Source organism: Pandoraea pneumonica (assembly GCF_049918595.1).
Lineage (GTDB): Bacteria > Pseudomonadota > Gammaproteobacteria > Burkholderiales > Burkholderiaceae > Pandoraea > Pandoraea pneumonica_A.
In genome coordinates this window covers 942312-968486 of record NZ_JBNCRZ010000002.1, presented here as the reverse complement: position 1 = coordinate 968486, position 26175 = coordinate 942312, and the positions used below count along the sequence as shown (strand labels likewise).

Here is a 26175-nt window from a genome sequence, read left to right as displayed (position 1 = left end):
CGTTCTACTCACTAGACGTTGTTATGAACCCGTGCGCCGCCGGCGCGCACCCGCTTGCAAAAACTGTTTCGCCGTTGGCGCGAAGCACTACGGCGCCACGTGTCCGATCACTTCCAGCGCGGCGCGATGCAACTCCGCGTTGGCCGCAGCGATCACTCGTCCGCGCGATTCGAGGGTGAGTGCACGTCCATCCCAATCGGTAATCACGCCACCCGCGGCTTCGATGACCGGCGCCAGTGCCAAGTAGTCGTACGGTTGCAGACTCGCTTCCATGACCAGATCGATATGCCCGCTCGCGAGCAACGCATAGCAGTAGCAATCGCCGCCAAAACGCCGCGTCTTTACGGCGTGCGAAAGCCGCGCGAAAGCATCGGCTTCAGCGCCTTGAAAAATATCGGGAGAGGTGGCGTAGACAGTGGCGTCGGCCAGCCGTGTGACGTTGCTGGTCTTACAGGCGCTGCCGTTGAGCCACGCGCCTTGTCGATGCCGACCGACCCAGCGTTCGGCCTGCACTGGCATGTCGATGACGCCGACCACGGGGGTGCCTCGGTGGGTGACGGCCAGTAGCGTTCCCCAAAGTGGGAAGCCGGAAATAAAGCTGCGCGTGCCATCGATGGGATCGATCGACCAGACGAATTCCGCGTCGGCATGCGCTGCGCCGAACTCCTCGCCCAGAATGCCGTGCTCGGGAAACTGCTCGGCAATGCGCCGGCGCAAGGCCTGCTCCACATTTCGATCGGCAATCGTGACCGGGCTTTCATCGGCCTTCACATCGATATCGAGACGGCGCCGAAACCAGCCCAGCGACAACGGCCGCACTTCGTCGGCCAACAACTCCGCAAAGTCGGACAGGGCTTGCAAAGAGGGTTCGAAGACGACGCCCGGGGTATTCGGCATTCGCAAACTCCCATGTGATTCGACGCGTGCAAAGACGCGTCGACAGTGTGGCAGAACCGGTTGATGCGCGTGTCATTAGCGTCGTTTCGAGTCGCTTTGATGACACGCGAAAAATGTTTTTTTTAGTCTAGACACAGATACACAAATTTGCAAATATGCACAAAATAACAAAAATAAGTTGTCGACTAATGGGACACGGGCCCCCGGCGAACACGGCAATCTTGCACCCTGCGCCGCCCCGACGATTGCGAAAACATCAACCGGAGTTCGCCATGCGACGTATCAAGCAACTTGCCGTTTCTGCCTCCTTTGCCCTGACGCTCGGTGTACTGGCCAGTGCCCAGGTACACGCCGGGGAGATCACCGTCTATACCGCGCTCGAAGACGACGAGATCGCGACATACCTGGCCGCGGCGAAACAGGCCATGCCGGATGTCACGGTGCACGTACTGCGTCTGTCGACGGGCGACCTCGGTGCCCGGCTGCTCGCCGAATCGACCAATCCGCGTAACGACGTGATCTGGGGATTTGCGGTCAGCAACATGCTCGACAAGCGCATCGAAGGGCTGCTCGAGCCCTACTCGCCCAAAGGCGTCGACACGCTGCCGGCGCAGTATCGGGACGCCGGCGGAAAGTGGTTTGCCGCGACCGGCTACATGGCCGCGTTCTGCGTGAACACCGAGCGACTCAAGGCCAAGAACCTGCCGATGCCGACGTCGTGGACCGACCTCGCCAAACCCATCTACAAGGGCGAGATCGTCATGCCGAACCCGGCGGCGTCGGGTACCGGTTACCTCCAGATCGCGGCCATCTTGCAAGCACAAGGCAAGGACAAGGGCTGGGCATTCCTCAAGCAACTGAACACCAACATCGCGCAATACACGGACTCGGGATCGAAGCCTTGCAAGATGGCGCGCACCGGCGAGTACGCCATTGGGGCATCGTTCGCGTTCCCGGCGATGCAATCGATCGAAGCGGGCTATCCGGTCAAGATGGTCATCCCGACCGATTGGGATGGTTATGAGCTGGAAGCGTCGGGTCTCATGAAGACGGCGAAGAACAAGGCCGACGCCAAGCGCTTTCTCGACTGGACGATTTCCAGCGGCGTCACGCCGCTTTACAAGAAGTACAAGGAGATCGTGACGGTACCGGGCGTCACGCCGTCCGAAGCCTCGGTCGCCGCGGGTTTGCCCAAGGACGTGACCAAGGTGTTGTATCCGGTCAACTTCCCGCAAGCGGCACAAGACCGCGACAGCACCATCAAGACGTGGCAGGCGTCGATGAAGCGGTAAGCGCCGCGACACCGCCGACCGGGCGGCTTCCTGCTAACGCATCAACGTTACGCCGGAAGCCCCCAAGCCCATTAGCCGTGGAACTGCCGTGGACCAGGAGACGCCGACATGTCGCTTGAAATCACTGACATCTGCAAACGCTTTGACGACTTTGTCGCGCTCGAGCGCATCAATCTCTCGGTCGACGAGCATGAATTCGTCTGTCTCCTCGGCCCGAGCGGCTGCGGCAAGACCACGCTGCTTCGCATCATTGCGGGGCTGCTGCCGTTCGATAGCGGCCGTCTCACGCTAGGCGGGCGCGATCTCGGAGCGGTGCCTGCGAAGAAGCGCGGCTTCGGCATCGTCTTTCAGTCGTATTCGCTGTTTCCCAACATGACGGTGGCCGAAAACATCGGTTACGGCTTGCGCATTCGCGGCGAAAAGCGCGAGCGCATCGACAAACGCGTCGAACAACTACTCACGCTCATCAAGCTGCCGCAACTGGCCAGCCGCTATCCGTGGCAACTCTCCGGCGGCCAACAACAGCGCGTGGCGCTCGCCCGAGCGCTGGCCGTCGATCCGGCGCTCATCCTGCTCGATGAGCCCCTCTCCGCCCTCGACGCACGCGTGCGCACGGAAATGCGCACCGAGATTCACGAGGTTCAGCGCCGTCTGGGCATTCCCACCATCATGGTCACGCACGATCAGGAAGAGGCGCTCACATTGGCCGACAAAGTGGTGTGCATGAACAATGGGCGCATTGAACAGATCGGTACGCCACAAGAGCTCTACTCCCGTCCGGCGACGCGCTTCGTCGCCGATTTTGTCGGCATCAGCAACTTGCTGCCGACCGATTGGGTGCGCGAAGCCTTGCCGCATCTCATGCAAAACCGTCCCAACGGTGAGGACGCCCGCTTCGAAGCCTGCATCCGGCCTGAACACCTGGTCATCCGCCCCGATGCCGCCGCCGACGCACGGGTGCGCGATATCACCTATCTCGGCAATCTGAGCCGCCTGCGCATCGATTGGCGCGGCCGTCATCTGATCGCAGAATGCCATCGCTACGTGGGAGCGCGTCCGGGCGACGCCGTGCGCATCGAGGCCGATCACGACGCCTGTGCATGGGTGAGCGTATGAGCGCCACGCCCGCGAGTCTGCCCCGCCCCACGCCCGAACTGATGCGCCCTAGCCGCCGCAGTGCCGAGCAACTGCTCGTCACTGTGTCGATCTTGGTGCCGCTCATCGGCCTCGTGCTGTTCTTCGTCTACCCGCTGCTAACCATTGCATGGCACAGCCTGATTCTCAAAGATGGCTCGTTCGGGTTCGGCAATTACGCCGCGCTCTCCAGCACCCCCGGCATTGTCACGGCCACGCTCAACAGTCTCGCCGTCAGTGTGGCGACCACAGCGGTCTGCGTGGTCGGTGGCTTTCTTGTGGCGTTCGCACTGGAGCGCACGCGCATGCGCGGTACCCGGGCGATTCGTGGCGCACTCACCTTGCCGCTGCTGGCGCCGTCGCTCGTGCAGGGCCTCGGATTGCTGTTCGTGCTCGGGCGCAATGGCTTGGTGCATAAGTGGACGGGCTGGGATATCAATATTTACGGCTTCTGGGGGCTGCTGATCTCAGACGTCTTCTACGCACTGCCGCAAGCCGTGATGATCTTGCAGGCGTCGTTGAGAAATGCCGACGCCCGCTATTACGATGCCGCCGAGGTCATGGGCGCTTCAGGATGGCGACAGTTCTTTGACATCACGTTGCCCAACTGCAAATTCGGCGTGCTCAGCGCGGCATTCGTCGTCTTCATCGTGACGCTGACAGACTTCGGTAACGCGGCAGTCATCGGCGGCGATTACCGTGTGCTCGCCACAGAGATCTACAGCCAAGTCTCGGGACAGATGGATTTCGGTATGGGCTCGGTCGTCGGCATCCTCTTGCTGCTGCCCTCGCTGGTGTCGATCTACATCGAACGCGTGGCGTCGCAACGTCAGTTCGGCAGCGCGTCGGAGGGGTTGATTCCCGTCAAGCCCATGCCGTCGAAACTACGTGACGGCGCGTTCGGGGCGTTCGCATGGTTGACGGCGTTGCTGATCGTGGGGCTGGTCGGCACGGTGATCTTCGCCAGCTTCGTCAAACTCTGGCCGTACCGGATGACGCTTACGCTGGCGAACTACAACATCACGCTCGCCGACGGCTACACCCCGTTGTGGACTTCGCTGCAACTGTCGGTCGTGTCGGCGTTCATCGGCGTGATCTTGTTGTTCTCGCTCGCCTTCGGTACCAAGCGGCTGCCGGGCGGGTTGTCGAAGGCCGTTTATCTGCTCGCCGTGTTGCCTGTGGGCGTGCCGGGTCTCGTCATCGGTCTGTCGTACATTTTCGCGTTCAACGTGCCGGGCACGCCGTTGTACTGGTTTTATGGCAGCGCCGTGCTCATCGCCCTGTGTAATTTCTATCACTATCACACGCAGGGGTTCCTCACGATGGTGACCGGCATGCGTGCCGTGCCGCCGGCGTTGGAAGAAGTGACGAGTTGTCTCGGCGGCCATATCGGTCAGGTGCTACGCGACGCGGTGCTGCCGTTCATGGTGCCCACGGTACTGTCGGTCTTTTTCTTTCTGTTCATGCGCTCGATGGTCACGCTCTCGGCCGTGATTTTCCTTGTCACGCCGACGTTGAACGTGGCATCGGTGTCGGTCATGAGACTTGACGAATCCGGCTTCGTGTCGCAGGCTGCCGCCTTCTCGACGATTATCATCGCCGTGGTAGCCAGCGCATTACTGATCATGCGCGTCGCGCTCGGAAAGCTGAGCCCGAGGCTGGGTGTGAAGGGATAGACATCATGTGGCAGGAAGAACGTTTTTCACGCATTCGCGCGCTCCTCTCGGCTTACACGCGCGTCTCGACCGACCGTATCGTGGCGGATCTGGACGTGTCCCGAGAGACCGTGCGGCGCGATCTGCTCGAACTCGAAGCGTTGGGCGAGCTCAAGCGCGTGCATGGCGGCGCGGTACTCATTCAAGATGAGGCACCGATCGCCGAGCGGGCCAACACCCGAATCAAACACAAACGTGCCATTGCAAAAAGCGTCGTCTCGCTGGTCACCAGCGGGCAGACGCTTTTTCTCGATGCTGGCAGCACCACGGCCATCCTTGCCGAGGAACTGGCTGCGCTCTCGGGGCTGACCATCATCACGAATTCGTTCGATGTGGCGCTCAACATTCAGCGCGCGAGCGATGAGGGTCGAGGTAATCAGGTGTACCTGCTTGGCGGAGCGTTGGGAGCGAGTTTGCCCGCCACCTTCGGCGACACGACGATCGCAGAACTGCATCGCTACCGGGCTGACATTGCGTTGCTCTCGCCCGTGGGCGTAGATGCGAACTACGGCGCGTCGAGCTTCGACCGGCAGGAAGCCGAGGTCGCCCGCGCGATGGTCAACAACGCGGCACAAACGTTTATCCTCGCGGACTTCAGCAAGATCGGGATTTGCAGCCGCGTCAGCTATTGCCCGAGTGCCAAGATCGACCAACTGATTACGAACCGTCAGGCAGCGGACGAGCCCGCCCTACAGGCCCTTCAGGCGCGCGTGGCAAACGTGACGCTGGCTTAAGCCAGGGCTTTCGTCGGAAAGTGCAACCGAAATTCGGTGCCTAGGATCGCATCGCTATTGGCGGTGACCGAGCCACCATGCAGGTCCATGATCGACTTCACGATAGCCAGCCCTAGCCCGGTGCCTGTCGTCCGCCCCGTCCCGGCGTTATGACGCGACGGATCCACGCGATACAACCGGTCGAAGATTCTCGGCAAATGCACTTCGGGAATCACGTCGCCCACGTTATGGACGGCGATCTCCGCACCGTCCGGAGTCGGCGAGCATCGTATCGACAACGTCGTGCCCGGGCGCGAATGTCGAATTGCGTTGGTCAGCAGATTCGCTAACGCGCGACGCACCAGCCCCCGGTCGACGGCACATACGACGTTGCCGCTCACCGCCACCGTCAGCCCTCCCTCCTCCGCCATTGGCGCGAAGTCTTCCGCAATCGACGCCGCCAGTTCGTGCAGTGCCGTCGGTTCCCGTTGCAGCTTCGTGTGCGCTGCATCGGCGCGCGCGAGGAATAGCATCGAAGTAATCATGTGCGACAGCCGCTCGCACTCTTCGATATTCGACGCGAGAATCGCCTTGTACTCTGCGGGGGTGCGCTCGCGTGAGAGCGCCACCTGCGACTCGCCCATCAAGTTCGACAGCGGGGTGCGCAGGTCATGCGCCAGATCGGAAGAAAACTGCGACAGGCGCGTGAACGACTCGTTCAGCCGCCCAAGCATGCGATTGAATGCATGCGACAAGTCGCGCAGTTCCGCAGGCGTGTCGTCATCGGTCAGGGGCTGACCGAGACGCTCGCTCGACACCTGCTCGGCGGCTTGCGTCAGCGTGCGCAGTGGCTTAAGCCCAAGCGTGACCAGCCAGTAAGCCATGCCCGCCACCAGCACCGTGCCCACGATCAATGCCAGTAAGGCCGTGAGTGCGAAGCTCGCCAATACGTTGACCTGATCTCTCGGATCGAGCTGCACCACGATCATCACGTGTTCGCCGCCCTGCCCGATCACATCGTCGGCCGCCACATAGCGCAGACGAACACCGAGTTCCGGGTTGGCGATCTTCTGCACATGACGCTCATGGGGAATGTTCTTGCTATCGACGTACGTCAGCGTCGTTGCCGGTGGCCGATAGCCCCGGCTCGCAATCAACGTCTTCCCGCTGGCATCGAGTACGGCGAAATCGAGGTTCTGATGCCCGTGCGTCGCGTCGTACCACCGGCGCGGGTTCGCCCCGATCTCCGACTTGTCCGAAATGCCGCGCAATTCGGAACGCAACGAACTGACGGTGCCGAGCAAATCTTGATAAGCGCGCGCACGCAGTTGTTCGGCCAGCGCAAAGTACAGATACAACCCCATGAGCGCGAGCACTGAGAACATGCACCCGGCGATGAATAGCGTCAGCCTGGCGCGCATGGATCGCGCGCGCTGCGCGGGTTCTGCGGTCGTCGTCATGACTCGCGCGGCTCACGAAGTTCCAGCACGTAGCCCATCCCTCGCACGGTATGAATCAACTTGGTGGCGAACGGGTCGTCGATCTTGACGCGCAACCGGCGCATCGTCACGTCGACGATATTGGTGTCGCTATCGAAGTTGACATCCCAGACCTGAGAGGCAATCAGGCTTCTGGGCAGAATCTCGCCCTGACGGCGCATCAGCAGCGCCAAGAGCAGAAACTCCTTGGCGGTGAGCGCGATGCTGACGCCTTGGCGAATCGCTTTGTGACCGAGCAGATTCAGTTCGAGATCGCCGATCTGCAACACATCCGGCTCCCGGGTACGGCCGCGTCGCAGGATGGTCCGCACGCGGGCCAGCAACTCGGCAAACGCGAACGGCTTCGTCATGTAGTCGTCCGCGCCGAGATCCAAGCCCTTGATGCGGTCGTCGAGATCGTCACGCGCCGTCAGGAACAGGACCGGGGTATGGCGCTGCGCCCGCAGTTCGGAGAGCACCTGCCAGCCGTCTTTGCCCGGCAGCATGACGTCGAGGACAACGAGGTCGTACGTGAGCGTCGTGGCCATGTGAAGGCCGTCCACACCATCGACCGCGAGGTCCACGACATAGCCTGCTTCCGTCAGCCCCTTCTTCAGGTACTGCCCTGTCTTATGCTCGTCCTCGACGACAAGTATGCGCATGCCGATCCTTTCCTGATCTCGATACAACGTTGTTCGACTACACCTGCCGCCGGAATTTTCTTCCGATCCAGGCGCCCCACCCATTGGCCCCGCCGCCTTGCGATTCGCGTCGGCATACGGCGCGGTAAAGCACCGGCAGCACCAGCAACGTCAGCATTGTAGAAGACAGAATGCCGCCGATGACGACGGTGGCCAAAGGCCGCTGTACCTCCGCGCCCGTGCCCGTGGCAATGGCCATCGGGACGAAACCGAGCGACGCGACAAGTGCCGTCATCAACACGGGCCGCAGACGGGTCAGCGCACCATCGCGCACGGCCACGTCCAGCGGGCTGCCGCCGTCTCGCAGATTGCGAATGAAGGATATCAGCACCAACCCGTTGAGCACCGCCACGCCTGAGAGCGCAATGAAGCCCACGGCCGCAGTGATCGAGAGCGGAATGCCCCGCAACCACAACGCGACCAGCCCGCCGCTCAGTGCGAACGGAATGCCGGTGAACACAATCAAGCCATCGCGCACGTTGTTGAACATCGCGAACAACAGCGCAAACACCAGCAACAACGCTACGGGCACGACGATCTTCAGACGGTCGGACGCCGACTGGAGCTGCTCGAATTGACCGCCCCACGCCGTCCAGTAACCGGCAGGCAGCGTCACCTTATCGATCTCGCCGCGCGCCGCTTCGACAAACGATCCCAGATCGCGGCCCCGCACATTGGCGCTCACCACGATTCGGCGTTTGCCGTTCTCGCGGCTGATCTGGTTCGGCCCCGGACTCAGGTCCAACGTCGCCACTTCAGACAACGGGATAAACGCCGCGCGCAGCATCGACGCCTCTCCCGTCGCCCCGGTGGTGCTGGAGGTTGCGCCCGAAGTTGCAGCAGGCAGCGCGATAGGCAGCCGCCGGATAGCGTCGATGTTCTCGCGCACCGCGTCGGACAGCCGCACGACGATGCTAAAGCGCCGATCACCTTGAAACAGCGTGCCTGCCGTTTGCCCGCCGAGGGCGGCAGCCACCGTATCCTGCACGTCGGCGACGTTGATGCCGTAACGGGCAATCTTTGCGCGGTCGATATTGATCGTCAGCATCGGCAAGCCGGACGTTTGCTCGACCTTGACTTCGGTCGCGCCCGGAATCGCCTGCAAACGGGTACTCATGCGGTTCGCGACTTCGTTGAGCACGTTCATGTCGTCGCCGAAAATCTTCACCGCGACGTCGCTGCGCACGCCGGAGATCAACTCGTTGAAACGAAGCTGAATCGGCTGCGAGAACTCGTAGCTGCTGCCCGGAATCGATTGGGCGATCCGCGTGACTTCCTCGATCAGCTGTTCGCGCGACTTGTTAGGGTCGGGCCACGCGCTTTTCGGCTTAAGCATGATGTAGCCGTCGGAGATATTCGGCGGCATGGGGTCCGAGGCAACTTCGGCAGTCCCTGTGCGCGCGAACACGCGCTCCACTTCCGGCAGTTGCGAGACCAGCGCCTTCTCCAATTGCTGCTGCATCTGCACCGACTGCGTGAGGCTGGTGCCGGGAATGCGTAGCGCCTGAATCGACAGGTCGCCCTCGTTGAGGTTGGGCATGAACTCGCTGCCCAGACGCGACGCCAATGCAAACGTCGCCAAGACTGCGATCACCGCACCGGCAAGCACGACACGCGCGTTGCCGAACGCCCAGTCGAGCGCTGGCTCGTACAGGCGGCGTGCCGCCCCCATGATCCGGTTTTCCTTCTCGTCGACGCGGTTGCCGATGAAAGCCGCCACGGCCGCGGGAATAAACGTCACGGACAGCACCATCGCAGCACCCAGCGCCATGACTACGGTCATCGCCATCGGATGGAACATCTTTCCTTCCACACCAGTGAGCGCAAAGATCGGCAGATAGACCACCATGATGATCGCCTGTCCGAATAGCAATGGGCGTCGGGCTTCGCGTGCCGCGGCGAACACTTCATGCAAGCGCTCCTGCAACGTGAGCGCCCGGCCGTGCGCACGCTGCGCATGGGCGAGCCGCAACACACAGTTCTCGACAATCACGACCGCGCCGTCGACGATGATGCCGAAGTCGAGCGCGCCCAAACTCATCAGATTCGCACTGACGCGGCTCGCCGCCATGCCGGAGAACGTCATGAGCATCGATAGCGGAATGACCAGCGCGGTAATCAACGCCGCACGCAGGTTGCCCAAGAACAGGAAAAGAATCGCGATCACTAACGCCGCGCCTTCGAGCAAGTTCTTCTTGACCGTCGCAATGGCCTTTTCCACCAGCACCGTGCGGTCGTACACCGGAATGGCAGATACACCGGGCGGCAGGCTCTTATTGATGGCGATCATCTTTTCCGACACCGCACGCGACACCGTCCGGCTGTTCTCGCCGATCAGCATGAAGACCGTGCCGAGCACCACCTCACGGCCATTTTCCGTTGCGGCACCGGTACGCAGCTCCCGGCCGATGGAAACTTCTGCGACGTCTTTCACACGCACCGGAACACCGGTGACGTTGTTGAGCACGACGTTGCCGATATCCTCGGCGTTCTCCACCTGCGCAGGCACGCGTACCAGATATTGTTCGCCGCGCCGCTCGATGTACCCGGCCCCCACGTTGGCATTGTTCCGATCCAACGCCCGTACGACGTCGGCAAACGTCAGGCCGTACGCCATCAGTCGCGCTGGGTCCGGCGCGATCTGGTACTCCTTGGCGAAACCCCCAATGGTATTGATCTCGGTCACGCCCGGCACACTGCGCAGTTGCGGCTTGATGATCCAGTCTTGCACTTCGCGCAGATCCGTGGTCGTGTAAGGCGTGTTATCCGGCTTGCGCGCCTCGGGTGTGGCTTCCACCGTCCAAAGATAGATTTCACCCAGTCCAGTGGAAATCGGCCCCATCTCCGGATTGATCCCGCTGGGCAGCTTCTCGCGCGCCTGCGCAATGCGCTCCCCGACGAGTTGGCGGGCGAAGTAGATGTCCGTGCCGTCTTTGAAGATGACCGTGACTTGCGACAGGCCGTAGCGCGACATGGAGCGGGTTTGCTCCAACCCCGGCAAGCCGGACATGGCGGTCTCGATCGGATACGTGACACGTTGCTCGGCCTCGAGCGGCGAGTATCCGGGGACGTTCGTGTTGATCTGCACCTGCACATTGGTAATGTCAGGCACCGCGTCGATAGGCAGCCGTTGATAGGCAAAGACACCCGCGATAGCGACCGCGAGCGTGACGATCAGCACCAGCCAGCGGTGCGCAATCGAGAATTGGATGATGCGTTCGAACATGCGTCAGGCTCCGGCGGTCAGTGGCTATGTTCGGCGGTGCTCTTGCCGAGTTCGGCCTTGAGCACGAAGCTGTTGGCGGCGACATAAGGGGTATCGGCAGCCAGACCGCTGACGATCTCGACGTGCGTGCCATCCTTGCGGCCAGTCTGCACGGGCGTCGCAACAAACCCCTGTGCCGTTTTCACGAAAACGACCGTACGGCCTTCGACGGTTTGAATCGCGGCGTCGGTGACGGCAACCGGAACGTTGACCTGACTCGTGCCGATGAAGACGTTCACGAATACGCCGGGCCGCCACATGCGCTCGGGGTTCTCGAGCGACACGCGCGCTTTGGCGGTGCGGGTTTGCTCGCCGAGCAGCGAGCCGACGTACGCGACAGTGCCCTTGGCTTGCGAATCGAAGGCAGTAGAGCGCACCGTCACCGGCGTGCCGACGCGTACCGCGCCAAGCGACTGCGCCGGTACGGCAATCTCCGCCCACACCGTGCCCATGTCCGAGAGCGTGAACAAGTTGGCCGTCTCGGTCACGGCTTCGCCCAACGCGGCGTGCTTCTCGACGACGGTGCCGTCGAACGGCGCACGCAGCTCGATGCGGTTCAACCCATCGCTCGAACCTGCACCCGCGCCCACGGCGCTGAGCTTCTGCCGCGCGTTGCGCAGCGCGATATCGGCCTCGCGCAACACCTGCTGCGCACCGATGAAGTCCTGCTCCGCCGAAATCTTTTCTTCCCACAGCATCTTTTCTCGCTCGTACGTCTTGAGCGCACCGGTTCGGCGTTCCTGCGCGGTGAGCAGTTCCGCCCGCTGTTCGGAGACCTGCGTGCTGGATAACACCGCCAGCACATCGCCGCGCTTCACCTGTTGCCCGAGACTCACGTTGACCCGTTCGACGACGCCCGGCACACGCGGCACCACGTGCGCGGTTCGGTCTTCATTGAATCGGACCTCGCCGGGTAATTCCATCTGCTCGGAGATTTGTGCCGCCCCTGCCGACTTGATTTCGATACCTGCGGCGGCTTGCTGGGCCTCGGTGAGGCTCACGCGTTCTTCTCCCGCCTCTTTACCTTCGTCGTCGTCATGATCGGCATGGTCATCGGGAGCCGCTGCCTTCGCGACCTGCTTTTCAGTCGCGGCATTGGCTTGCCGCCCTTCGGAAAGCATGAAACCCGCGCCGACACCCAGGCCAAGCACGGCGACGCCGCCCAGAACCATCCACTTTTTTGTTCGTTGCACGACGATTCCTCACTGAATTTGCGATTGGGTCAGAAGCTCGGGGGATAGCAGCGATACCCCGTCGACACTGCCTCCGACGGCGAGGCCGACGGTGGCGTACGCGCTATAGGCGCTGGCGACGGAGGTGATGTATTGGGAGCGCGCCTGCGCGAGCGTGCGCTGTGCATCGAGCACATCGAGGAAGCCGAACTTCCCGAGCAGGAAACCGCGACGCGTGGCGTCGTAGGCACTCTGCGCTTGCGGCAGGATGTCGTCCCTGAGTCGGCGGGTGGCCTCACGTGCTGCCGTAAATTCGGCATACGCGCTCGTGAGCGTGGCTTGCTGTTGCTGGCGCACCCCGAGGTACGCGTCGCGCGCGATATCGGCGCGCTGTGCTGCCTCCAGCGTGGCGCCACGGCGCGTGTCGAAGATGGGCAGCGGTATCGAGAGTCCAACGACCGCTTGGTTATCGGTGCGTGCCCCATCGGTCACGCGCTTCAGACCCAGCGTGACGCTCAGGTCGGGAATCCGCTGCGCACTTTCCAGTTTGGCGAGTGCGTCGCGACGCTGAATTTCCTCGCTCGCCGAGCGCACCGCAGGCGTGATGTCGAGCGCCGCCGCAAGACGCGACCATTCGGGCAGCGCGGGCAACGTATCGAGGCTGCCGGACAACGTGCCGGGCAACTGTGCTTCGCCAATGCTGAGCACCTGTGCGAGCCGCGCCCGCGCGCGATCGCGTGCGGCATTGGCGCTCGCCAGCTCGATCTGGGCGTTATTCGAGGCAATCTGCGCGCGGCCCTCGTCTACAGGCGAGACTTTGCCCGCCTTCACCCTGCGCTGTACGGCGACGTGCGTGTCTTGCGCAATGCTGGCCGTCTGCGTCGCGAGTTCCACGAGCTCAGCGCTTGCCAGCGTCTCGAAGTAGCGGGCTACGACCTCGCTACGCACGGCGGCTTCGCTGGCTTGCGCATCCAGCTCGGCAGCCCGTTGCGCGGCCGAACCGGCTTCGACACGCCACTTGCGCTGACCGCCCAATTCGATGGGCTGCGTCAGTTGCGCCGTGGTCGTGCGTGAGGTACTGCGGAAGTCTTCTTGAAGCACCGAAAGCTCGGGATTCGGTCGTGCACGTGCCTGTAGCAGCGCCCCAGATTGCGCGTCGATTTCTCGCCGCGCCACCTTCAGGCCGATATTGTTATCGAGCGCGCTGCGCATGGCTTGCGCCAGCGTTAGCGCCGCCACGGGGCCGACTGCGCGATCCGTCGGACCGACGGGAGACTGTGCACTTGCCGTGGCGGTGCCAAGCAGCAGCATGGCAACGCCTGTTGCATAGAGGGTGATCTTCATGGGCGCAAAGAGGGCCGGCGCGCTGGCTGGGGGGAGATCGTGGCCGATCGGCCAGCGCGGCCGGACGAGAAAAGGGGGAACCGTTCTTGAGGAACTGGTCAGCGGGCATCCTAAGGACCGGCCGCGATCAGCAACATGAAACGGGGATTACATTTTTGTCATCTTCGGATGCGGTGCGCTGTCATTCATGCGGGCTCCCAGACGACGCCCGCGTGAGACGGGAAGCCGCGACGGCTCGCCGCCCATCGTCTTCCGGCATCGGTTCGATGGCGCCGTACATGGTGTTTAGCCATTGCGTCAGACGCAGCTCGGCGAAATACGTTTGGCCCCCTTCAAAGCGCAAACTGCGCCCGAACGGTCCATCGGCTTGTGCCGTGAGCTGGTGTTCACCGGGCGGCAGGTCGAGCACCAGATACGTCATCGGTGCGAGGTCGCCCGCATGCGTCGCGCCCACGTCGACCGGCGTGACGCCACGCGGGTTGGTGGTGCGTTGACGCACGAGATAGACGCGGGCGACATCGGATGGCGGCGAAGCGAAAGCTTTGGCTCGCGCATCGGCGTCGGCGCTCTCCAGGGGCACCGACACACATTGCGACGGCTTGCCGAGCCAACGGCACGGAACGAACTCGGCGCCCTGCGCAGTGCTAACCGCACCCGCCGTTGTCAGTACGACGGCGAATGCAGCAGCAACGGCGGGCACAAAAGCAAGGAGACGCCGGCGCATGTCGTCAGTCCACTTGCGGCAGCTTCGGATACACCGAATCGGGCTGATTGAGCAGCCCCTGCGACGCAGCCGCCTCGAGCTCCTTGCGCACTTGCTCGCGCGTCATCTTCGACGGCGATTGGGTCGCCTGCAATGCCTTGAGGGTGGTCGGAACCGGTACGCCGTTGGCATGCGCCTCGCCCAGTTGTTTGGTCACGTCGTCACGAGCCACCGTGGACCCGGTCGCTGACTCGAACGGCGGCATGTTGTTGTCGTATCGAGCGGTCGCCTGAACCGACATCGACACCAAGGCGCCGGCGCTGAGGGTGGCAATAAGCAGAGTGCGTTTCATCATGGTGATACCCCTTTTGGTTGAGATGACTCGGGAAGGCGTCAGTCCCTGTGGAACTGTTGGGTACCATCGTAAGAAGCTGCGGCAAACAGCAAGATGAAGCGCGCATTACTTATTTGTCATGCGTTCGTAACAGTGCGGGAGACACGTCGTCGACGCGGCATGACATATCTCACGCGCGACGAAATCGTCACCTATAGTCGTTACTCCGGGACGCCGGATAGCCTCGACTCGCCGGCAGGCTATGCACTGCAAACGCGCTGGCGAAGGGTATCGACTAGGAGCAAAGCATGAGCGACAAACCAACGGTCATTCTGGTTCATGGTTTCTGGGGAGGCGCGGCGCACTGGGCGAAAGTCATCGTCGAGCTGACACGCAAGGGATATACGTCGATTCACGCGGTCGAATTACCGCTGACGTCGCTTGCCGACGACGCAGAGCGTACGCGCAAGATGATCGCGCAGCAGCGCGGCCCCGTGCTGCTTGTCGGGCATTCGTACGGTGGCGCGGTGATTACCGAAGCGGGCAATCAGCCAAACGTCGTTGGGCTTGTCTACGTCGCGGCGTTTGCGCCGGATGCTGGCGAAAGCCCGGGCGGCATTACCGAGCAGCATCCGCCCGTGGCCGTCCCGAATCTGGCGCCCGACAGCGATGGCTATTTGTGGATCAAGCCCGATAAATTCCATGAGAGCTTCTGTCAGGACCTCACGCCGGACGAGGGCCTCGTGATGGCCGTCACCCAGAAAGCCCCTCTCGCCTCGACCTTCGGCAACACCATCTCCACCCCCGCCTGGAAGTCGAAACCCTCGTGGTACCAGATCTCCAGCGAGGACCGAATGATTTCCCCGGAAAACGAGGCGAAGATGGCGGCACGTCTGAACGCGAAGAAAGTCGTTACGCTCCCGGCAAGCCACGCGTCGTTGGCGTCCAAGCCTGTGGAGGTTGCCGCACTCATCGATGAGGCCGCCGCGACACTGGCCAATACCTGAGCACTTCCCACCATGTCATGCCCGGCGCGCTACCGATGGCGCCGGGCATCCCCCCTGCACACCGGGGTTAACGTTAGTTCCTCCCAGCAACAGAGAACGTGTCAAAGGCTCCTAATCGTCGGGTTTTGTCGGGCACTACCATGACTTCACCAAAAACGAAATCACAGGAGACATGGCATGCTTCACGACCTTCCCGCACGGCCGGAAACCGTGCATTGGGGCTACTTCGACGCCACCCAGCGTCCCGCGCTGACGGTGAAAAGCGGCGACCTCATTCGCGCCGAAGCCGTCACGCACCACGCAGGCGATGCCCCCGATCTGATGATGGACGCCGCCGTGCGCGCCATCTACGACACCATTCCCCACGAAGACCGCAACCCCGGTGTGCACATCATGACCGGCCCGATTTACGTGGAAGGCGCGAAACCGGGCGACATGCTTGAAGTGCGCTACCTCCAGATGATTCCGCGGTTTCGCTACGGCGCAAACGTGGCGGCGCATTGGGGGCAACTCTACGAGGACTTCAAGAAAGAGCGCGTGACCATCTACGAGCTCGACAACCGCTCGAACACCGCCCACGCGCTATTTGCCTTCGACTACCCGGGCAAGCTCACCACGCCCGGCAAGGTCGTCGACCATCGCGAATGCTGCAAGCAACCGGCATTGGCGGGTGTGCGCGTGCCGGTGCGTCCGCATCTGGGCACCGCCGGGGTTGCCCCCGATGCCAAAGGGCGTGTGACCACGGTGGAACCCGGGCTGCACGGCGGCAATATCGACAACTGGCGGATCGGCGCAGGCGCCACCATGTATTACCCGGTGCAGGTCGACGGTGCGCTCTTCTCGATTGGTGACCCGCATATTTCTCAGGGCGATGGCGAGATCAGCGGCACCGCCATCGAAGCGTCGCTCAATGTGTTGTTCCAGATCGTGCTTCGCAAGGACTTCCAGTTCCCGTCACCACTGCTGGAGACGCCGGACTGCTGGATCGTCCACGGCTTCCACCCCGATCTCGACGAGGCGGGCAAGAACGCCGCGCGTGACATGGTGCAACTACTCACGGAGCAACAAGGTCTCTCGCGCGATGACGCTTACTCGCTAATGAGCGTCGCCGCGGACTTCGGCGTCACGCAGGTGGTCGACGGCACGCAAGGAATTCACTGCACGATGCCGCGCAGTCTCTTCCCGCCGGAACAGACCGACGCCATGGAAGCCGCTTCGAAATTGACGAAGCCATAAGGAGCCCACGCCATGCAATACGTCTATGTCGGGCGCAACGAAATCGTCGCCCTGCTCGTCGGGCTGGTCACGGGCACGCTTTACTCGTGGCTCAATCTGCCAATTCCTGCACCGAATGTGGCCGGTGGCATCTTTGCCATCGTGTTCACGTACCTCGGTTATCTCATCGTGCAGGCGTGGCGGCGTTCGGTAACGTTCGGTCGCCCGCCCACCGATGACCTGCCGCCCGCGCGGCCGGCCCGGTCTTCCTGAGGAGCGCGTCATGGTAGAACTCACGCTCGGCGCCACCGAGCTTCAGGCGGCCGCCGTCGGCCTTGTGACCGGCATCGTCTACACAAGCGTACGGGCACCGATTCCCGCACCCAATGTGCTCGGTGGAATCTTTGCTATCTTTGGCACTTTCGTCGGGTTCGTTCTCGTCGCCGCGATGCGGGGCCAGTTGCACATCGGCTAGACGCACGAGCGCATGGACGGGCGGTTGGCGGCATCTTCCGGGCCAGTGTTCATACCTAGAGCACTGGCCCGGGCTTCAGTCACTTATGCAGGAGGCAGGCCTTGGATCGCGCGCATTTTTCTACCGAGTCCTACGCGCATGACCAGCGAGGCCCGGCTTGGCAAGCCAAGCTGCTCGACGCGCGCTTGCACTTTCGCTCGCCCGCGTTGGTGCAACCGCTGCACGGCACGCTGATCTCGCATCGCACGCCTGCGGGCATTGAAGTATCCGTGATCGCCGCGACCCCGCAGGTCGTGTCCGCGCGCGCGGGCGGCGAGCGCGGTTATCTGCTCATCATGCTGCTCGACGGGCAAGCAGAACTCAGCGGGAGCGTTATCGACGAACCGCTGTCGGCCGGCGAGATCGTTTGCATTCCCGGCATGGAAAACGTCGATTTCGTCGCTCGAACGCCCTTTCGTATCGTCACGCTGCATATTCGGCATGCCCTGATTGCACCGCGACTGGCCAATGCGCCGCTCGTCGGCACCTGCAAGCTGCCGCCCTCGGTCGGCGGACTCTTCGGCGGCTTGCTCCGCACCCTTGCCGATCAACTTGACGCCATGCCGGAGCCCGATGCGCACGCGCTCGAACCGGTCGAAGGCGTGCTGCTCGAATTGCTAGCGTCGGCACTGGCAAGCGCCAAACCCCATAGCGCGTCGGGGCTATCGTCATCGCGCTCGACCGTCTTCGCACGTATCTGCCATCGCATACAGGCGCGCCTTGCCGAACCCGATCTGTCCCTCACCGCCATCGCCAACGACGAGCACGTCTCGGATCGCTATCTACGCAAACTGTTCGAGGACTCGGGTCACAGCTTTTCGACGTATCTGCGCAATAGCCGATTGGAGCGCTGCCACGCCGATCTCGCCAACCCGGCGTACGACCAGCTAGCCGTGTCGGACATCTGTTATCGATGGGGCTTTAACGATCCGTCGTACTTCAGCCAGGCGTTTCGTGAACGATTTGGCGTGTCGCCTAAAGCCTATCGCGAGCAAAGCGTGCAAGCGCGCAGCTTGCCCGCCCGAGCACGGATATCGCGAGGTCATCCCGACTTTCCGTCCGCTGCGTTGCAGCGCAGCGCCGCTTCTGTCGCAGACGCCTCGCCCACCGGAACACGACGCTCTGGGCATCGACTGCTCGCCGAAGCGCCGAATGCAAGCGACGCTCACGACAACGGGGCTCACGAGGCGGGCCAGCACCATTACCTGCGGGCAACCCGTGAATCGGTGCATTGGGGTTATCTGAGCCATGATCTGCCGCCAGTGCTCACCGTTGAGTCGGGCGATACGGTGACCATCGAGACCCTGACCCAGCACGCGACCGATGACTGGGAGCGCATGGTACAGGGCGACCCGGGCGCCGAGAGCGTGTTCCACTGGACGCCCACGCAGAAGAACGTCGACCGGCGGGGCGCAGGCCCGATGGATGCATCGGTGTACGGTCGCGGTGCCGGGGAAGGCTTCGGCGTCCACATCTGCACAGGACCTATCGCCATCGAAGACGCCATGCCGGGCGACGTGCTCGAAGTCCGAATCCTCGATTTGCAACCACGCCCCAGCGCCAACCCGGCGTATGCAGGCAAGGCGTTCGGCGCACACGCGTCGGCGTGGTGGGGCTTTCACTATCAAGACATGCTCACAGCCCCGCGCGAGCGTGAAGTTGTGACGGTTTTCGAGATCGACTGCGCGCGCAACGACGGTGTCGCGCGCGCGATCTATAGCTTTCGCTGGACACCCCAACGCGACCCGTTCGGCGTGGTGCATTCGACGATCGATTACCCCGGCGTGCCTGTCGATCACACGAAGATCACTAAGAACCACCGGGCGCTAAAGGACATCGAGATTCCGTTGCGGCCGCACTTCGGTGTGCTCGCGGTGGCACCGGCGCAAGACGGGTTGATCGACTCGATCCCGCCGTCGAGCTACGCAGGCAATTTGGACAACTGGCGTGTCACGCGGGGATCGAGCGTGTTTCTGAAGGTCGCCGTGCCCAACGCACTGTTGTCGATCGGTGACCCGCACGCGTCGCAAGGCGATGCAGAACTCGGCGGCACCGCCATCGAATGCTCGCTCACGGGCAACATCCAGTTGATCTTGCACAAGAAGGCCGCCATCGCCGCCAACGCGCCGTTTGCCGATCTGACCTATCCGTTGGTGGAAACCGCCGACGAATGGATAGTGCACGGCTTCAGCTCCCCCAACCATCTCGCCGAGTTGGGGCAGAAAGCGCAGAGCCAGATCTATATGAAGTCAACACTGGATAGCGCCTTGCGCGACGCCTTCTACAAGGCCCGCCGGTTCTTGATGCAAGTTCACGGACTGACGGAAGACGAAGCCAACGCCATACTTTCCGTGGGCGTCGATTTCGGCGTCACGCAGGTCGTGAACGGCAATTGGGGCGTGCACGCCATCATTCGCAAACGGCTATTTTTGTCCTAGGCCCCTACCGCAGCACCGCCACTAACAGCGCCGTGAGCGCCGCAACGGCGAACGCGACGCCCGCAAGACTGACGATATGCGCCGTCACCAACTCCCTTGCCGATAGCTTGGATTGCACAGGTTTCAGACACTGAGACATCGATTCGCTCCTTGAATGGAGCCATCGTAATTAGCACTCGACCATTCGAACAGCGCATGGCAGCATATTTCAATGATGACAAAATCGAATGATTAATCATGAATACGCTGGATATCGATGCGGTACGCGCCTTCGTGCTGACGGTTGAACTCAAGAGTTTTACGCGCGCCGCCGAAGTGCTGAATTCCACTCAGTCGGCCGTGAGCGTCAAGATCAAGCGGCTGGAAGCGATGTTGGGGCATCGGTTGCTCGATCGCACACCACGACAGGTGCGGCTTTCAGCGAGCGGACTTGCATTCCTCACACCGGCACGGGCGCTCGTTGCCGCACACGAGAACGCGCTGCAAGCGTTCAGTGCGCAGACGCGAAGGCTGGTCATCGGCATCAGTCATCATCTTGTCGGGACGAATCTGCCCACGTTGTTACGACGGATGCACGACGCCGACCCCGGCGTCATTGTCGAACTGCGCGTGGCGCCCTCGCGTGAACTGCTCGAAAGTTACGACGCTACGGAAATCGATGCGTGTATCGTCTTGCGGCACGACACACGGCGTCTCGATGGCGAGCGCGTGATGGCGCAGTCGTTCGGCTGGATGGCAGCGACCGACTTCGCGCCAAGGGCGACGGGTGGCCTGCCGCTCGCCACACAAGCCCAGCCGTGCGCTGTGCGCGCGATGGCCGTGAGCACGCTGGACGCAGCGGGTATCGCCTGGCATGAAGTGTTCGTTGGCGGTGGCGTCGGCACCATTGGCGCCGCCGTGTCCGCCGGACTGGCGGTCGCCGCGCTCGCCCATCGGGTGGCCCCGCCCGGCACGGTCGACGTGGGTCAACGACTTGGCCTGCCCGCGCTGCCGGTTCGCGATGTTGTGATGCACACCGGGCTTACCGATGGACAGGCCCGACGTACCCTTCAGACGCTGTGCGCCGCTTTGCGGTCTGCGTGAGCTAGCGGCTGGCGCGCACGTCGAAGGCGCCACCCGTCAACGTGCGATCGCGCAACGTCACCGGCTGTTTCCCTGGGATCAACGGAAAGACCAGCTCGGCAAAACGTATGGCCTCTTCCAAATGCGGGTAGCCGGAAAGTACAAAGGTATCGACGCCGATATCGGTGTACTCCTTGAGCCGTGCGGCCACCTCTTCGGCATTGCCCACTAATGCCGTGCCCGCGCCGCCGCGCACCAGCCCCACGCCCGCCCACAGGTTCGGCCCCACCACCAGTTGATCACGACGCCCGCCATGTAAAGCGGCCATGCGTGCCTGTCCTACCGAATCCATACCAGCGTAGTTCCGCTGTGCCGCCGCAATGTCGTCGTCGCTCAGGTGGCTGATGAGACGGTCGGCATCGGCCCACGCTTCTTCGCTTGTCTCACGCACGATCACGTGCAGCCGAACGCCGAAGCGTAAGGCGCGGCCATGCTTTTCGGCGCGCGCCCGCACGTCGGCAATCTTCGCCGCGACCGCCTCCGGCGGCTCGCCCCAACTGAGATAAGCATCGACATGTTTCGCGGCCAGTTCGTGCGCGGCCTGCGACGACCCACCGAAATAGAGCGGCGGGTGCGGTTGCGTCGCGGGTTCGAAGAAATTCTGCGCGCCGCTCACCTTCAGGTGCTGCCCTTCGAAGTCCACCTTCTCGCCTTGCAGCAAGCGCCGCCAGATCGTCAGGAATTCGTCGCCTGCCGTGTAGCGCTCGTCGTGCGCATAGAACACGCCGTCGGCGGCGAGTTCTGTGGCGTCGCCCCCGGGCACGACGTTGAGCAGCAAGCGCCCTGCCCCCAACGCCTGATCCAACGTTGCAGCCTGCCGGGCCGATGCCGTGGGATTGCCGAGCGACGTGCGCAGCGCGACCAGCAGCTTGATGCGCTGTGTGACCGGCACGAGACTCGCCGCCGTCACCCATGGATCAAGACAGGAACTGCCGGTAGGAATGAGTAGACCGTCGAAGCCCAGCCGCTCCGACGTTTCCGCGATTTGCCGCATGTAGACGTTGGTCGCCGGGCGACCGAAGTCCGACTTACCGAGATAGCGCGTGTCGCCCGAGGTGGGCAAGAACCAAAATATTTCAGGATTCATGGTGAATGGCGGCGTGTGGTCGTGCGTCTTGGCTGTGTCAGGCACTCGTTGCTGTGTGACGCGGCCTCGCGCCAGCGTGATTTGCAGGCAGACGGTCGCCGCGACCGAACAATTGCTGGCGCAGTGTGCCGGTCTCGTATTCGGTGCGATAGCGGCCACGACTTTGCAGTTCGGGCACCACGAGGTTCGCGAAGTCTTCCCACGTTTCGGGCACAACGATGCGCGTCAGATTGAAGCCGTCGATCTCGCCGACGTCCACCCAACGTTCGAGCTCGTCGGCCACTTGCGACGCATCGCCGACAATCGTGTGATAACGGCTGCCGAGTGCGAACTGCTCCAGCAGCTTGCGACGCGTGGTCCAACCCTGTTGTTGTGCGGTTTTCGTCGCGGACTGGATGGCGTTGCCCGCACCGAAGTCGATGGGATCGTCCAGCCCATACCGGGCGAAGTCCACACCAGTACTCGCCGCGAAGTGCGCCAACCCTCCCTCCGCGCTGGCGTGCGCGAGATACTCCGCATACTTCTCACGCGCTTCGGCTTGCGTTTTGCCCGGCACCACGGCAATGCCCGCGTAGATCTTGATATCGTCCGGACGGCGTCCGGCATCGACTGCCGCCTGGCGCAATTTGCGCGACGCTGCCCGCGCCGCTTCCGGCGTATTCGCGCCGATGAAGATACCTTCGGCGTGCTGGCCCGCGAAGCGAAGGCCGCGCGACGATGTCCCCGCCTGAAACAACACTGGTGTGCGCTGCGGCGACGGGGCGCTCATATGAATGGCGTTGGCTCGGTAGAACGGTCCTTCGTGCACGACCGGCCGGACCTTCTCGGGCAGCGTGTGGATGCGTCGCGCCTTGTCGGCGACCACCGCACCATCGTCCCAACTGCCTTCCCACAGCTTGTACGAGAGGTCGAGAAAATCCTCTGCGCGGTCGTACCGGCTGTCGTGCTCGGCAAGCCCTTCCTGCCCCAGACCTCGCGCGCCACTGTCGACATAACCGGTGACGATGTTCCAGCCCAGACGGCCATTGGTGAGTTGGTCGAGCGTGGAGACGTCCCGCGCAAACGTGTAGGGGTGATGGGCGCTCACCGATGCCGTCAGACCGAAACCAATATGCTTTGTCACCGCCGCCATGGCCGATACGATCAGCCACGGATTGTTCACCGGCAGTTGGATGCCTTCGCGCAGCGTCAGGTCTGTGCTGTCTTGGTAGACGTCGTAGTAGCCGATCACGTCGGCGATGAAGATGCCGTCGAACAGGCCGCGCTCCAGCACCTGCGCGATGTGCGTCCAGTATTCCAGCGTGTTGTACTGCGTCGAACGATCGCGCGGATGGGTCCACAACCCGTGATGGATATGCCCGACGCAGTTCATATTGAACGCGTTGACGTGAATGTGCCGCTTGGCTTGCGTCATGGTGGATTCCTTGCGCTCAAAGGGCGCCGTGACGCGGCGGACGCACGCCATTGAGCACGTAGTTGCCAACCGCGTGATACTTCCAGCGCACCGGGTCGTGCAACGTATGCGTGCGCGCGTTGCGCCAGAAGCGGTCCAGTCCGTGGCCAGCCAATGTCGCGCCTGTTCCCGCTAACTCGAACAGCTTGTTGCTCGCGAGCAAACTGGCGCTGGTGCTAAGCGCTTTGGCCTGTGCGACGGCAATCGAGGCAGCGGCGACGCTGTCGTCGTCGGGTTGACGCTGCGCGGCGTCCACCACGCGCGCGGCACGCGCGATTAGCGCATCGGCGGCGCGCAGGCGCAAATGAACATTGCCGATCTGCGAGAGCAGCAGTGGATCTTGCGCGGCGGTGGCAACCCCCGCATCGATCCACGGACGCGAGTGCTCGCGGATGAACGGCAGCGTCGCCTGCAACGCGCCGTGTCCGATACCCGCGTCGAGTGCCGCGTGGATGATCTGTGCGAACGGGCCAATGGTCGTCGGCCGCTCGAACGAAGCGGTGAACGGCACCACCCATTCCGGCTCGACGCGCACACGTTCGAACTGCACCGACCCGCTGCCGGTCACACGCTGGCCGAAACCGTCCCAATCGTCGGTAATCGTCAGACCCGGCGCACTGCGGGGTACGAACACCAGATAGGCGCGCTCACCGGTCGCCTCGTGAGCAACGGCGAGTGTGGGTATCCAGTGCGCGTAAATCGCACCGGTGCAATAAAACTTGGCGCCTTGAACGAACCAGCCATCGGGCTCACGCAATAGCTGCGTTCGGCGCTTGAAGTCGCGCTGCCCGGTTTCTGCCAACGCGTTGCCCAGACGTTCCCCGCGCAGCACTCGGTCGTAGAAGAACGCTTTCTGTTCGTGCGTGCCTCCCACACGCAGCACTTCCAGCGAGTAATAGTGATTCTGCGGAATGTGACCGAAATTGCCGTCTGCTGCTGCAATCACGTTGACCGCCTGCGTCAGGACGCCGGTCGACACGCCCGCCCCACCGTATTCCTTCGGCACCGTGATGCCCCAAAGCCCGCTTTGGCTGAATTGTTCGACCTCTCGCCATGGCAGTCGGCGGTCGCGGTCGCGCTGGCGGGCGCCTTCGGCGATGTTGCGCGCAAACTCGCTCGCGACTTGCAGCGCTTGTGCTTCGTCTCGGATGACCTGTGCGGGCTCAAGCGGCAAGGAAGCGGGTTCGGGCTGCGTGCCGAGTCCACCGACATGCACGTCTTCGCGCTGCGCCGTGCCTTGCGGGGAAATCGTTGTCAATGCTTGCGTCATGCCAATTCCTGAAAGTCGGCCACTCAGTTCCACTGATGGCGCGCCGGCAGTGCGCCATTGAGCACGTAGTTGCCGAGCAAGTGGTATTTCCAGCGCACCGGATCGTGCAGCGTATGCACGCGGGCATTGCGCCAATGGCGGTCTAGGTTGTGCGTCGCACGGCTCGCGGCGGAACCGGCCAGTGCGAAGAGTTGTTCGCTGGCGAGGAGCGCGGCTTCCGTGGTCAGAATCTTGGCTTCTGCCACTGCCACCGAGGCGCGGGCGCTGAGTTGCTCGTCGAGCGGATGCTGGGCCAGTGCGTCGAGAACACGCGCCGCCTCGAGCAATACCGCATGCGCTGCGTCCACCTCGATCTGCAATTGGCCGATCTCGTGGATGATGTACGGGTCGGCACTGGCGCTCGGTGCGCCGGAGTCGATCCATGGGCGGCTCTTTTCACGCACGAAATCCAATGCATCGCACAGCGCCCCTTGGGCGATGCCTGCATCGATCGACGCCTGAATCAGTTGCGACACCGGTCCGGAAAGCGTCGCCACTTTCTCGAACTGCCATACCGGAACCACATCGGCGTCGGTCACCACCACACGGTCGAATACCACACCGCCGCTCGCCGTCGTGCGCTGTCCGAAGGCATCCCAGTCGTCGAAGATTGTCACGCCCGGCGCGTCGCGGCGCGCCCAGACTTGTACGGCACGACCTTCTTCATCCAGCGCCCGGAATGGCACCCAGTGCGCAAAAGCGGAACCCGTTGAATAGAACCGCGTGCCGCTCACGCGCAGTACGCCATCCGTATCGCGGTGCAGACGTGCCGTTGCCGCGTACAGATGCGCTGCCTTGGCTTTGCGCTCAGGACCGGCATTGCCCAGCCGATGACCCGCCAGTACATCGGCAAACCAACGCTGCCGCTGAGCTTCGCTACCCATGTCCCGAAGGTTTTGCAGCACCGCGAAGTGGTTCTGTGGAATCTGCCCCAGCGCCGGATCGGCAGCACACACCGTCACGAACAGTTGTGCCAGCGTTTCGTACGATACGCCCAGACCGCCGTACTCCTTGGGCACGGTGATCGCCCACAGCCCGCTCGCGGTATAGCGCTCGATTTCGTCCCAGGGCAGTTGTCGCTCGCGGTCACGCTCGGCCGCACTGATGCGAAATGTTTCGGCTAACGTCGCGGCAATCTGTAGCGCCTCGGCTTCGCTGGTAATACGGTGCGGTGCGCTCGGTGGCAACGGCAAGCGGTCGATCACACGAGGCCTAGGCGGCTCGTGAACATCCAGTGTTTTCGTTACGTGAGTCATGACTGAATCAAATGTCGGGAAATCCG

The 26175-nt window shown here is 62.7% G+C and carries 23 protein-coding genes; 10 read left to right on the top strand and 13 right to left on the bottom strand.

Annotated elements, in window-relative coordinates; all coding sequences use genetic code 11:
• Positions 1-87: 87 nt before the first annotated feature.
• Entirely contained in the window at positions 88-897 is an 810-nt protein-coding gene (gene hisN, locus ACPWR9_RS10850) for a histidinol-phosphatase (protein WP_426296945.1), read from the bottom strand.
• Positions 898-1169: 272 nt separating this feature from the next.
• On the opposite strand from hisN, the gene ACPWR9_RS10845 reads away from it, so the two are divergent.
• From ACPWR9_RS10845 to ACPWR9_RS10830, 4 genes are all read left to right on the top strand, one after another.
• The gene (locus ACPWR9_RS10845) at positions 1170-2189 is read left to right on the top strand and encodes an extracellular solute-binding protein (protein WP_426296946.1); all 1020 of its coding nucleotides are present in this window, start codon (positions 1170-1172) and stop codon (positions 2187-2189) included.
• Positions 2190-2297: 108 nt separating this feature from the next.
• Positions 2298-3305, top strand: coding sequence for an ABC transporter ATP-binding protein (locus tag ACPWR9_RS10840; RefSeq protein ID WP_426296947.1), 1008 nt, complete (start codon positions 2298-2300; stop codon positions 3303-3305).
• Positions 3302-4999 (top strand): ABC transporter permease subunit, encoded by a 1698-nt coding sequence (locus tag ACPWR9_RS10835; protein WP_426296948.1) that lies wholly within the window; start codon positions 3302-3304, stop codon positions 4997-4999. The genes ACPWR9_RS10840 and ACPWR9_RS10835 overlap by 4 nt, the downstream gene beginning before the upstream one ends.
• A gap of 5 nt (positions 5000-5004) precedes the next feature.
• Entirely contained in the window at positions 5005-5772 is a 768-nt protein-coding gene (locus ACPWR9_RS10830; protein WP_426296949.1) for a DeoR/GlpR family DNA-binding transcription regulator, read from the top strand.
• On the opposite strand, the gene ACPWR9_RS10825 is transcribed toward ACPWR9_RS10830, so the two are convergent.
• From ACPWR9_RS10825 to ACPWR9_RS10795, 7 genes are all read right to left on the bottom strand, one after another.
• The gene (locus ACPWR9_RS10825) at positions 5769-7211 is read right to left on the bottom strand and encodes a heavy metal sensor histidine kinase (RefSeq protein ID WP_426296950.1); all 1443 of its coding nucleotides are present in this window, start codon (positions 7209-7211) and stop codon (positions 5769-5771) included. The two genes, ACPWR9_RS10830 and ACPWR9_RS10825, sit on opposite strands and share 4 nt — an antisense overlap.
• A complete protein-coding gene (locus tag ACPWR9_RS10820; protein WP_426296951.1) occupies positions 7208-7891 on the bottom strand; it encodes a heavy metal response regulator transcription factor in 684 nt (227 codons plus the stop codon). Before ACPWR9_RS10820 ends, ACPWR9_RS10825 begins: the two co-directional genes overlap by 4 nt.
• A gap of 37 nt (positions 7892-7928) precedes the next feature.
• Positions 7929-11156 carry an efflux RND transporter permease subunit gene (locus tag ACPWR9_RS10815; protein WP_426296952.1) on the bottom strand — a complete coding sequence of 1076 codons (3228 nt, stop codon included), beginning with the start codon at positions 11154-11156 and terminating at the stop codon, positions 7929-7931.
• 17 nt (positions 11157-11173) lie between these two features.
• A complete protein-coding gene (locus tag ACPWR9_RS10810; RefSeq protein ID WP_426296953.1) occupies positions 11174-12388 on the bottom strand; it encodes an efflux RND transporter periplasmic adaptor subunit in 1215 nt (404 codons plus the stop codon).
• Positions 12389-12397: 9 nt separating this feature from the next.
• The gene (locus ACPWR9_RS10805; protein ID WP_426296954.1) at positions 12398-13711 is read right to left on the bottom strand and encodes a TolC family protein; all 1314 of its coding nucleotides are present in this window, start codon (positions 13709-13711) and stop codon (positions 12398-12400) included.
• A 181-nt stretch (positions 13712-13892) separates the two neighbouring features.
• Positions 13893-14435, bottom strand: a complete 543-nt coding sequence (locus tag ACPWR9_RS10800) for a hypothetical protein (RefSeq protein WP_426296955.1) — start codon at positions 14433-14435, stop codon at positions 13893-13895.
• A 4-nt stretch (positions 14436-14439) separates the two neighbouring features.
• Positions 14440-14769 (bottom strand): DUF4148 domain-containing protein, encoded by a 330-nt coding sequence (locus tag ACPWR9_RS10795; RefSeq protein WP_426296956.1) that lies wholly within the window; start codon positions 14767-14769, stop codon positions 14440-14442.
• A gap of 287 nt (positions 14770-15056) precedes the next feature.
• On the opposite strand from ACPWR9_RS10795, the gene ACPWR9_RS10790 reads away from it, so the two are divergent.
• The 5 genes from ACPWR9_RS10790 to ACPWR9_RS10770 all read left to right on the top strand — a co-directional run bounded on the left by ACPWR9_RS10790 (position 15057) and on the right by ACPWR9_RS10770 (position 19922).
• Positions 15057-15755, top strand: a complete 699-nt coding sequence (locus ACPWR9_RS10790; protein ID WP_426296957.1) for an alpha/beta hydrolase — start codon at positions 15057-15059, stop codon at positions 15753-15755.
• A gap of 177 nt (positions 15756-15932) precedes the next feature.
• Positions 15933-16991: an acetamidase/formamidase family protein gene (locus tag ACPWR9_RS10785; protein WP_426296958.1), complete on the top strand. Its 1059-nt coding sequence runs from the start codon at positions 15933-15935 to the stop codon at positions 16989-16991.
• Between the two features lie 12 nt (positions 16992-17003).
• A complete protein-coding gene (locus ACPWR9_RS10780) occupies positions 17004-17243 on the top strand; it encodes a XapX domain-containing protein (RefSeq protein WP_426296959.1) in 240 nt (79 codons plus the stop codon).
• Between the two features lie 10 nt (positions 17244-17253).
• A complete protein-coding gene (locus tag ACPWR9_RS10775) occupies positions 17254-17445 on the top strand; it encodes a DUF1427 family protein (protein WP_150678083.1) in 192 nt (63 codons plus the stop codon).
• A gap of 101 nt (positions 17446-17546) precedes the next feature.
• A complete protein-coding gene (locus ACPWR9_RS10770; RefSeq protein ID WP_426296960.1) occupies positions 17547-19922 on the top strand; it encodes an acetamidase/formamidase family protein in 2376 nt (791 codons plus the stop codon).
• 4 nt (positions 19923-19926) lie between these two features.
• Here ACPWR9_RS10770 and ACPWR9_RS10765 read toward each other — a convergent pair whose 3' ends face one another.
• Positions 19927-20061: a hypothetical protein gene (locus tag ACPWR9_RS10765; protein WP_426296961.1), complete on the bottom strand. Its 135-nt coding sequence runs from the start codon at positions 20059-20061 to the stop codon at positions 19927-19929.
• Between the two features lie 98 nt (positions 20062-20159).
• Between ACPWR9_RS10765 and ACPWR9_RS10760 the strand changes: the two genes are divergently transcribed.
• Complete coding sequence (locus ACPWR9_RS10760; protein WP_426296962.1) at positions 20160-21005, top strand: LysR family transcriptional regulator; 846 nt, start codon at positions 20160-20162, stop codon at positions 21003-21005.
• A 1-nt stretch (position 21006) separates the two neighbouring features.
• Here ACPWR9_RS10760 and ssuD read toward each other — a convergent pair whose 3' ends face one another.
• From ssuD to ACPWR9_RS10740, 4 genes are read right to left on the bottom strand one after another with little or no spacing between them, the layout of a single operon-like run.
• Positions 21007-22131, bottom strand: coding sequence for an FMNH2-dependent alkanesulfonate monooxygenase (gene ssuD / locus ACPWR9_RS10755; RefSeq protein WP_426296963.1), 1125 nt, complete (start codon positions 22129-22131; stop codon positions 21007-21009).
• Between the two features lie 37 nt (positions 22132-22168).
• Positions 22169-23545 (bottom strand): LLM class flavin-dependent oxidoreductase, encoded by a 1377-nt coding sequence (locus tag ACPWR9_RS10750; protein WP_426296964.1) that lies wholly within the window; start codon positions 23543-23545, stop codon positions 22169-22171.
• Positions 23546-23561: 16 nt separating this feature from the next.
• Positions 23562-24854, bottom strand: a complete 1293-nt coding sequence (locus ACPWR9_RS10745) for an SfnB family sulfur acquisition oxidoreductase (RefSeq protein ID WP_426296966.1) — start codon at positions 24852-24854, stop codon at positions 23562-23564.
• 23 nt (positions 24855-24877) lie between these two features.
• Positions 24878-26149, bottom strand: coding sequence for an SfnB family sulfur acquisition oxidoreductase (locus tag ACPWR9_RS10740; RefSeq protein WP_426296968.1), 1272 nt, complete (start codon positions 26147-26149; stop codon positions 24878-24880).
• Positions 26150-26175: the final 26 nt, after the last annotated feature.